9 protein-coding genes and 1 pseudogene are annotated in these 9,121 nt (G+C 69.2%); 6 read left to right on the plus strand and 4 right to left on the minus strand.

Annotated features, from left to right (window positions below):
• The first annotated feature begins 129 nt into the window (after positions 1–129).
• Positions 130–612, plus strand: a complete 483-nt coding sequence (locus AC3WRR_RS35785) for an Lrp/AsnC family transcriptional regulator (RefSeq protein WP_010813722.1) — start codon at positions 130–132, stop codon at positions 610–612.
• Here the strand turns inward: AC3WRR_RS35785 and AC3WRR_RS35790 are convergent.
• On the minus strand, positions 609–1,064 hold the full coding sequence (locus AC3WRR_RS35790) for a MarR family winged helix-turn-helix transcriptional regulator (RefSeq protein WP_010813721.1): 456 nt from the start codon (positions 1,062–1,064) through the stop codon (positions 609–611). The two genes, AC3WRR_RS35785 and AC3WRR_RS35790, sit on opposite strands and share 4 nt — an antisense overlap.
• Positions 1,065–1,081: 17 nt before the next feature.
• Positions 1,082–1,639, minus strand: coding sequence for a flavin reductase family protein (locus tag AC3WRR_RS35795; RefSeq protein ID WP_492299551.1), 558 nt, complete (start codon positions 1,637–1,639; stop codon positions 1,082–1,084).
• A 156-nt stretch (positions 1,640–1,795) separates the two neighbouring features.
• Here AC3WRR_RS35795 and AC3WRR_RS35800 point away from each other — a divergent pair, with 156 nt between their 5' ends.
• The 5 genes from AC3WRR_RS35800 (at position 1,796) to msrA (ending at position 7,179) form a co-directional block, all read left to right on the plus strand.
• Positions 1,796–2,866 (plus strand): 2,5-dihydroxypyridine 5,6-dioxygenase NicX family protein, encoded by a 1,071-nt coding sequence (locus tag AC3WRR_RS35800; RefSeq protein WP_010813719.1) that lies wholly within the window; start codon positions 1,796–1,798, stop codon positions 2,864–2,866.
• Complete coding sequence (locus AC3WRR_RS35805) at positions 2,863–3,684, plus strand: alpha/beta fold hydrolase (protein WP_439668124.1); 822 nt, start codon at positions 2,863–2,865, stop codon at positions 3,682–3,684. Before AC3WRR_RS35800 ends, AC3WRR_RS35805 begins: the two co-directional genes overlap by 4 nt.
• A gap of 88 nt (positions 3,685–3,772) precedes the next feature.
• Entirely contained in the window at positions 3,773–5,026 is a 1,254-nt protein-coding gene (locus tag AC3WRR_RS35810) for an acyl-CoA dehydrogenase family protein (protein ID WP_011615843.1), read from the plus strand.
• Complete coding sequence (locus AC3WRR_RS35815) at positions 5,023–6,558, plus strand: class I adenylate-forming enzyme family protein (protein ID WP_010813716.1); 1,536 nt, start codon at positions 5,023–5,025, stop codon at positions 6,556–6,558. Before AC3WRR_RS35810 ends, AC3WRR_RS35815 begins: the two co-directional genes overlap by 4 nt.
• Positions 6,559–6,636: 78 nt before the next feature.
• Entirely contained in the window at positions 6,637–7,179 is a 543-nt protein-coding gene (gene msrA / locus AC3WRR_RS35820; protein ID WP_010813715.1) for a peptide-methionine (S)-S-oxide reductase MsrA, read from the plus strand.
• Positions 7,180–7,237: 58 nt separating this feature from the next.
• On the opposite strand, the pseudogene AC3WRR_RS35825 reads toward msrA, so the two are convergent.
• Positions 7,238–7,927, minus strand: a pseudogene (locus AC3WRR_RS35825) (CoA-binding protein); the annotation flags it as partial.
• 170 nt (positions 7,928–8,097) lie between these two features.
• Positions 8,098–9,121: DUF72 domain-containing protein (locus AC3WRR_RS35830; protein WP_492299550.1), on the minus strand; the 1,024-nt coding region annotated here is incomplete at its 5' end.

Consider the following 9,121-nt stretch of genomic DNA (forward strand, 5'->3'; position numbering starts at 1 on the left):
GTCGTTGTCTGCCTCGATGACGGAAATCATAGTCAAAATTGCCGGCAAGAGGCTTGCTAAATGGACCGTCGACGCGGTCATCTTTCGCATAAAATGCGAAGAATTGATGATTAGTCGAAGGAAATTCGAATGAACCTCGATCCCACCGACCTGCGCATCCTGACCTGCCTGCAGGAGAACGGCCGCATCAGCAACCAGGACCTGGCCGACCGCGTGGCGCTGTCGCCTTCGGCATGCCTGCGGCGGGTGCGCCTGCTGGAAGAGTCAGGGGTGATCGGCGGCTACCGCGCCTGGTTCGACGCCGAGCAGCTCGGGCTGGAGCTTGAGGCGATCGTGCAGGTCTCGATGCGCCATGATGTGGAAGGCTGGCACGACACCTTTATCGCCGCGGTTCAGTCGTGGCCGGAAGTGCTGTCCGCGTACATCATCACCGGCGACAGCAACTACATCCTGCGGGTGCAGGCGCGCAACCTGAAGCACTACTCGGACTTCATCGTGAACCGGCTGTACCGCACCAAGGGCGTGATGGATATCCGCTCGAATATCGTGTTGCAGCGCATCAAGGTGGACAGTTCGCCGCTGGCGATCCTGAAGGCGGCGGAGGGCGCCTAGCGTTGCGTATGCAGCGCAATCAGCTGCCGCAGGGCTTCTTTCAGCAGCGCGCCCTGGCGCGGGCCAAAGTCGTCCAGCACTGCGCGCTCGTGCTGGGCGGCGCGCGCCAGCAGCGGCTGGGCCAGCGCGAGGCCGCGCGGGGTGATCGAGATCAGCGCCTGGCGGCGGTCGGCCTGGCCGGCGCGGCGCGTCACCAGCCCGTCGGCGGCCATGCGGTCGACCAGCTTGGTCAGCGTCGGCTGCTTGGTCAGCGTGATTTCGGCGAGCGTGCCGATGGTGCAGTCGGGGCGGTCGGCCAGCGTGGCCAGCACGCGCCATTCCTGCACGGACAGGCCGCTGGCCTCCACTTCGCGGTGGAATTCGCCCGAGATCAGGTGGCTGGCGCGGGCCAGCAGGTAGGCCAGGTAGCCATCGACAAAGGGCAGGGGGGATTGCGCGGGCAGGTCCGCCATGATGGGCCCGGTGCCGTTCAGAGGTCGAGGGGGGCGGTGGTGGTGAACTGGCCGCCCTGGAATACCAGCGGGCCGTCGCTGCCATCGAGCACGCCGCAGCGCTCGACTTCACCCACGAAGATGATGTGGTCGCCCTCGTCGTAGCGGCTGCGGTTGTGGCATTCGAACCAGGCCAGCGCATTGGACAGGATCGGCAGGCCGGTGGCCGAGAGCCGGTAGTCGACGCCGGCGAAACGGTCGCCCTTGAGGGTGGCGAAGCGCTGGCACAGCTCCAGCTGCGAGGCCGACAGCACGTTGATGATGTAGTGGGTGCCGTCGCGGAACATCGGCAGGCTGTTGGCGCGCGTGGCCATGCTCCACAGCACCAGCGGCGGATCCAGCGACACCGAATTGAACGAACTGGCGGTGATGCCGATGAACGGCGGCGCGCCGGCGGCGACCGACGCGGCGCTGGAGCGCGTAGTGATCACCGTCACCCCGGTTGCGAACTGCGACAGGGTGCGGCGGAAGTGCTGCGCATCGAAATCTGGTGCGGCGGCGCTGGTGATCTGTGGCTGGGCCTCAGGCATGCCCATGGGGGCTCCGCTGGAGTTCATGAAATTTCATATATATTATTCGCGCCATGGGCATCGAGTACAAGCCCGGCGACCACCAATCCGCGATGCGGGCGTTGGCTGGCGCACAAAACCAGGCGAGCCCTGCCGCCATACAAGAACAACCGGAGACAAGTCATGCTCATCGAGCAGATCGAACACCGCTGGCTGGCGGCGTTCCGGCGCACGCTGGAACTCTGTGCCCTGCAGGGTGCGGAAGTCGTTGGAATTGTAACGGAGTCGCAATCCCGCCCTGTCAACGTGGCCTTGGCCGAACTGGCCGTGCAGTCGCTGGGCGCCACCCCGGTGCGGATCCAGGTGCCGACACCGGCACTTGGCGCGCCCGCGCCGGTGCGCTCCACCGGCGCCAGCGATGCCTTGCAGGGCCTCGCGCCGGTGGTGGCGGCCTTGTCGCGCTGTCACCTGGTGCTGGACTGCACGGTGGAAGGCCTGCTGCACGCGCCGGAACTGCCGCTGATCCTGCGCGGTGCCGACGGCATCGTGCCGCGCATGCTGATGGTCAGCAACGAACATCCCGAGATCCTGGAACGCTGCCAGCCCGACCCGGCGCTGGAAGGCACCGTGCGCGCCGCCATGAAGCGCCTGCGCGGCGCGCGCGAGATGCGCGTGCATTCGCCGGCCGGCACCGAGCTGCGCATCGGCCTGGCCGACGCCCGCGTGGGCGGGGTCTGGGGCTTCTGCAACAAGCCCGGCCAGGTCTCGCACTGGCCCGGCGGGCTGTGCCTGGCGTTCCCGGCCAGCCGCCAGGTCAACGGCACGCTGGTGCTGGCGCCGGGCGACGTCAACCTGACCTTCAAGACCTACCTGCGCGATACCGTGGTCTGCCATATCGAGGACGACTACATCGTCGGCGTCGAGGGGCAGGGCGTCGACGCCGACATGATGCGCGGCTACTACCAGGCCTGGGCCGATCGCGAAGGCACGCGCGATGCGTATGCGGTCTCGCACGTGGGCTGGGGCCTGAACCGGCTGGCGCGCTGGGACGCGATGACTTTCTACGACAAGCGCGACTGCAACGGCACCGAGCTGCGCGCGTTTGCCGGCAACTTCCTGTTCTCGACCGGCGCCAACGAGGTCGCCGGGCGGCATACGCTGGGCCATTTCGACCTGCCGCTGCGCAACTGCACGGTGTCGCTGGATGGCCGCAACGAGGTGGAAGCGGGCACGCTGGTGGAGGTGGCGGCATGAGCGCGACCGCGACGATGCAACGCCACGCCAACGGCATCGCCACGCTGGTCTGGGGCGATGGCCCGGTGGCGGTGGTGATGCTGCACGGCATCGGCGGCGGCAAGGCCGCCTGGCCCGCGCAGGGCGAGGCGCTGGCGCAGGCCGGCTACCGCGCCGCGGCCTGGGACATGCCCGGCTACGGCGACAGCGCCCTGATCGATCCCTATGACTTCGACGGGCTGGCGCAAGCGCTGGCGCCGCTGCTGCAGGCCGAGCGCGACGCTGGCCGGCGCGTGGTGCTGCTGGGCCACAGCATGGGCGGCATGGTGGCGCAGCAGGCCTGCGCGGCCGCGCCCGCGCTGATCGACGGCATGGTGCTGTCCGGCACCTCGCCCGCCTTTGGCAAGGGCGACGGGCCCTGGCAGCGCGACTTCATCGCCGCGCGCACCGCGCCGCTGGACGCCGGCAGGACCATGGCCGAGATGGCCGCCGGGCTGGTGCGCACCATGGTCGCGCCCGATGCCGAGCCACAAGCCGTGGCCTTTGCCACGGCGGTGATGGCGGCGGTGCCGGCGCCAACCTACCGCGCGGCGCTGGGCGCGCTGGTGCGCTTCAACCAGCGCGACGCGCTGCCGCGCATCGCGGTGCCGGTGCTGGCGCTGGCCGGGCAGCACGACACCAATGCCGCGCCCGAGGTGATGGAGCGCATGGCGCAGCGCATTCCCGGCGCCGAATACCGCTGCCTGCCGGATGTCGGCCACCTGGCCTGCATGGAGCGGCCGGCGCTGTTCAACGAAGCGGTGCTGGATTTCCTGCAGCGGCGCTTCCCCGTGCACTGAACCACGCCGCTTCCCGGCAACGCAACACAAGAACCGCCGCAGCGCCGCCACCGCATCCGGCGCGAGCAGGAAAACAGGAGACCGCGACATGCCATCCGGACAGCTCGACTTCATTCCCGCCATCGGTACGGCGGACTTTACCCCGCAACAAGCGCGCCTGCTGGCGCTGGCCAACCGCCTCGGCCGCGAGCGCTTCGCCGCGCGCGCAGCCACCTGGGACCGCGAGGCCAGCTTCCCCTTCGCCAACTATGCCGACCTGCGCGAGGCCGGCCTGCTGGCCCTGTGCGTGCCGCAGGCGTTCGGCGGCGAGGGCGCGGACTTTGCCACCTACTGCATGGTCGGCGCCGAGATCGGCCGCTTCTGCGGGGCCACGGCGCTGACGTACAACATGCATATCTGCTCGACCATGTGGACCGGCGTGCTGTCCGACGGCATCGACATGACGCCTGAGCAGCGCGCCGAGCACGAAGCCCGGCGCGAGCTGCATTTCTCGCGCGTGGTGCGCGATGGCGCGGTCTATGCGCAGCCGTTCTCCGAAGGCTCCGCCGCTGCCGCGGGCAAGGCGCCGTTCGGCACCACCGCGCGCAAGGTCGAGGGCGGCTGGGTGCTGAACGGGCGCAAGATCTTCGCCTCGCTGTCGGGCGCGGCCGACTACTACGGCATCCTGTGCACCGAGGACCGCGGCGACCAGCATCCCGACATGCGCGACACGCTCTATATCGCCGTGCCCGGCAAGGCGGAAGGGCTGACCGTGACCGGTGAGTGGGACCCGATGGGCATGCGCGGGACGGTATCGCGCACGCTGCTGCTCAAGGACGTGTTCGTGCCCGACCATGAGCAGCTGATGCCGCGCGGCGTCTACTACCGTGCCGCGCAGACCTGGCCGGCAATGTTCTTCACGCTGTCGCCGACCTACCTGGGCGTAGCCCAGGCCGCCTACGACTTCACCGTGCAGTACCTGCGCGGCGAGGTGCCGGGCCAGCCGCCGGTCAAGCGCCGCATGTACCCGACCAAGCAGATCGCGGTGGCGCAGATGCGCATCCAGCTGGAAACCATGCGCTCGATCTTCTGGCGCGTGATCCATGAGGCCAGGCCCAATCCGACCAAGGACGAGCGCCTGCGCCTGTACGCCGCGCACTACACCGTGATGGAAGGCGCCAACGACATCGCCCGGCTGGCGATCCGCACCTGCGGCGGCCAGTCGATGCTCAAGGACCTGCCGCTGGAGCGGCTCTACCGCGACTCGCGCTGCGGTGCGCTGATGCTGCCCTGGACCGCCGAGCTGATCCTGGACCGCATGGGGCGCGAGACCCTGTACGAATCCGGCGAGCGCGACGAATGAGCGCCGCCAGCCGCGCCATGCGCGCGGGCGCCGCCGGGCTGGGCGCGCTGCCGGCCATGCTGCATGGCCATGCCGCCGCGGCGCCGGGGCGGCCGGCGTTGCACTACCTGGGCCGCACCTTCACCTACGGCAAGCTGTGGCGGCGCGTCGAGCGTGCCAGCGCCCACCTGGCAGCGACGTGGGGCATCCGCGCGGGCGACCGCGTCGGCACGCTGTGCCTGAACCACGAGTTGCAGCTGGTGCTGCTGTTCGCCTGTGCGCGTGTCGGGGCGATGTTCGTGCCGCTGAACTACCGGCTGGCGCCGGCGGAGCTGCGTACCATTGCCGGCCACGCGCAACTGGCCGCGCTGTTCCATGACGAGCGCCATGCAGGGCTGGCGCAGGAGGCTGGCAGCGGCTGCCAGGTCGCGCATCTCGACCGGCTGATCGACCATCCCGCGCCGTTCGGCGTGGCCCATGCGCCGGTGCCGGACGATGCGCCGCTGCTGCTGGCCTACACCTCCGGCACCACCGGCAAGCCCAAGGGCGCGGTGCATACGCAGGCCGGGTTGCTGGCCAATGCGCGCGCCAGCTGGTGGGCGCACGGCATGACCGCGGACGACCACGTGCTGTCGGTGCTGCCGATGTTCCATGTCGGCGGGCTGTGCATCCAGACGCTGCCGGCGCTGCTGGCCGGGGCGCAGGTCACGCTGCACGACCGCTTTGCGCCGGACGCCTGGCTCGGCGCGGTCGCGCAGGCGCGGCCGAGCCTGTCGCTGATGGTGCCGGCCACGCTGCGCGCGGTGCTTGAGCATCCCGGCTGGCCCGGGGCCGACCTGTCGGCGCTGCGCGGCGTGATGGCAGGTTCGTCGACCATCCCGCTGTCGTATATCGAGGCCTTCCATGCGCGCGGGGTGCCGCTGGGGCAGGTCTATGGCGCGACCGAGACCGGTCCGGTGTCGGTGGTGCTGAAGCTGCAGGATGCGATGGCCCGGCCTGGCTATGCCGGCTGGCCGCAGCCGGAGGCGCAAGTCCGGCTGGCCGGTCCGGACGGTGCCGAGGTGGCGCCGGGCGAGGTTGGCGAGCTGTGGGTGCGCGGCGCCAACGTGATGGCTGGCTACTGGAACCAGCCTGATAACGGCCTGCCCGACGGCTGGTTCCATTCCGGCGACCTCGCGCACCGCGATGCCGGCGGCTGCATCGAAGTCGTCGGCCGCAGCAAGGACATGATCATCTCGGGTGGCGAGAACATCTATCCCGCCGAGATCGAGAACGTGCTGGCCGGCCTGCCCGGCGTGCAGGAGTGCGCGGTGGTCGGCGTGGCCGATGCGCGCTGGGGCGAGGTGCCGGTGGCGGTGATCGTGCCCGCGCCGGGCGCGCCGCGCGACGCGCTGGGCGCGGAGCCGCTGCGCGAACTGCTGGCCACGCGCATTGCCCGCTTCAAGTTGCCGCGCGAGGTGGTGCTGCTGGAGGACCTGCCGCGCAGCGCGCTGGGCAAGGTGCTCAAGCCGCAACTGCGCGCGATGCTGGAGGCGCAGCGCCAGCCTGGCTGAATCTGCTGCAAGGGCGCCAATCTGCGCTTATGCTTGAGGCCGTGACACCACAGACGACAACGCAAGGGGGCGGCGCAAATGGAACATGGACTTGAAACGGCCACGCTGGGGGGCGGGTGCTTCTGGTGCCTGGAAGCGGTCTACCAGCAGGTCGATGGCGTGGTGGCGGTGGAGTCCGGTTATACCGGCGGGCACGTGGATCACCCGACTTACCAGCAGGTTTGCGAGGGGGATACCGGGCACGTCGAGGTGGTCCGTGTCACCTTCGATCCGTCGGTGATCAACTATCGCCAGATCCTGGAAATCTTCTTCGCCATCCATGACCCGACCACGCCGGACCGGCAGGGCAACGACGTGGGGCCGCAGTACCGGTCGGCGATCTTTACGCATTCGGAGGCGCAACGGGCCACGGCGGAATACGTGATGCGGGAGTTGGCTGCCGCCAAGGTCTTTGATGCGCCGATCGTGACGCAGGTCGAGCCGGAGCAACCGTACTGGCGCGCCGAGGCAAGTCACCAGAACTACTACCAGGATCATCCGAGCCAGGGGTACTGTGCCTTTGTGATCTCGCCGAAACTGGCCAAGTTTCGAAAGCAGTTTGGGGGCAAGTTGAGGAAGTAGGGACCGGGCGCTGGGTCGGCGCCAAAAGCCGACCCTAGTTTCCCTGCGCAAACATCGCGTAACCGACCACGGCCGCGGTTTGCGGATCGTCCGCGAGGTAGTCGAGGTAATCCGAATAGTCCAGGCAGGCTTCGTTGCCGGTATTGATGAACTGGTGGAAGCCCACGTCCATCTGCCTTCCTGTGGCGTAGACGATGGCGCAGACGTTGCCGCTCTGGGTCAGCAGGCTCACGGCACCCGGGCCGTCCTGCGGCGGGAACGCGCGGAACGTGGTGGCAAATGCGGTGATGGCGCGCGTGGTCAGGTTGGCCAGCCCCATGCAGTTGGGTCCGGCGATTGCCATGCCGCTCTCGCGGGCGAAGGCCGCAAGTGCGGCCTGGCGCCCGGCACCAGCTTCACCGGCCTCGGCAAAGCCCGAGGCGTAGACGATGGCGGCACGGACGCCGCGGGCATGGCAGCGCTGCAACTGCGGCAGCACCTCGTCCGCGCCGAGCGCCAGCACCGCCACGTCAGGCACCTGCGGCACGGATTCGATATCGGGATAGCACGCCAGGCCGGCGATCTCGGCATAGCGCGGATTGACCGGATACACCTGACCCTGGTATCCAAGGCGCTGCAGGTGGTCCAGCGCCACGCCGCCGATGCGGCTGGTATCGCGCGAGGCGCCGACAATGGCTATCGAGGCAGGATCAAGCAGCTGCGGCAGGGCGGCGCGGCCCGGTGTGCGCGCCATAGTGGAAAGGGGCATCGTCGTCTCCATCCTTCCTCGGTTGGAAGGTGCCCCGATTCAAGCCTATCGCGTAGGTGGGGACAAGCGCATGGCCTCCAGCTGTGCATATTATGCACAAGTGTTCAGGCGGTGATGGCCGTTGCCTGCGGGAGCGGCCTATCGGCCACTGTGCACTGCCGGCAAGCGATTCACCGCGCCAGCCTCGCAATGATCGACTCGGCCAGCCGCACGCAACTCAGCGGCGCGCACCCCTCGGCATTGTTGCTGACAATGACGATGGCAGGCTGCCCCGCGCGCAGCGTGCGTGCCACCACATCGGCAATGGCATGGCGGGTGTCGGGGTCGTCGTCGACGATGCGGTCGAAGGGTGCGTACAGCTTTTCCGCGTAGGCGTAGGGCCGGCCCCCATGCAGCATCCAGCGCAGCACCAGCGGGCCTGGCGCTTCCTCGTCCATCAGCGCCTGCGCCGCGGCCTGGCGCGGCACCGGCGGCAGGCGGTCGCGTGCCGACAGGCAGAAGCGCACCCCGTGGCGGCGCAACAGCCGGATATAGCGTGGCGTCAGCAGTGCTGGGTCGCGCAGCTCTACCGTGTAGCACGCATGCGGGGTGATCGACGGATCGAGTGCCGGCAGCGCGCCCAGGAAGGCATCGAGCCGCTCCAGGAACACGGCGCTGTCGGCCAGCGGACCCATCGGCGACAGCTGGAACAGCAGCGGCCCGCATTTGCTGCCCAGCCCGCTGGTGGCGGGCACGATGAAGTCGCGCACCGCGATCTCGGCATCGAGGAAGGCAGCGTTGGCCAACCGGCCGGCGCCGTCGGAGCCGCGCAGCCAGGCATCGCAGACGCTGGCGGGCGCCTTGACCAGGAAGCGGAAGCCGTCGGGGACCTGCGCGGCATAGGACAGGTAGTCCGCCAGCGGGATCGGCCCGTAGAAGCCGCGGTCGATGCCGGCGGCACGCAGCAGCGGATGGCGCGAATATGCGGCCAGGCCCTTGCGTGACAGCAGGCTGTCGCCGTACTCGCCGTCATAGACCAGCCCGTTCCAGCCGGGGTAGGCCCAGGAGGATGTGCCGAAGTACAGGTTCGATGGCAGCTGCGCGGCGAGCGCGCACAGGGTTTCGTCCGCCTGTGCGGGTTGCACGCTCTTGCCACGCGCAGGTTTGCCGGAGGGGACGGCGGGCGGCTCCGCAGGGGCAGGTGGGGCGGGGGGG

The organism is Cupriavidus sp. FW305-3-2-15-C-LB2, from assembly GCF_058787575.1.

Coding starts and splice junctions, on each gene's coding strand:
- AC3WRR_RS35815 (WP_010813716.1), top strand. CDS start 5,023: ATGAGCGCCGCCAGCCGCGCCATGCGCGCGGGCGCCGCCGGGCTGGGC.
- msrA (WP_010813715.1), top strand. CDS start 6,637: ATGGAACATGGACTTGAAACGGCCACGCTGGGGGGCGGGTGCTTCTGG.
- AC3WRR_RS35785 (WP_010813722.1), top strand. CDS start 130: ATGAACCTCGATCCCACCGACCTGCGCATCCTGACCTGCCTGCAGGAG.
- AC3WRR_RS35810 (WP_011615843.1), top strand. CDS start 3,773: ATGCCATCCGGACAGCTCGACTTCATTCCCGCCATCGGTACGGCGGAC.
- AC3WRR_RS35795 (WP_492299551.1), bottom strand. CDS start 1,639: ATGGGCATGCCTGAGGCCCAGCCACAGATCACCAGCGCCGCCGCACCA.
- AC3WRR_RS35805 (WP_439668124.1), top strand. CDS start 2,863: ATGAGCGCGACCGCGACGATGCAACGCCACGCCAACGGCATCGCCACG.
- AC3WRR_RS35800 (WP_010813719.1), top strand. CDS start 1,796: ATGCTCATCGAGCAGATCGAACACCGCTGGCTGGCGGCGTTCCGGCGC.
- AC3WRR_RS35790 (WP_010813721.1), bottom strand. CDS start 1,064: ATGGCGGACCTGCCCGCGCAATCCCCCCTGCCCTTTGTCGATGGCTAC.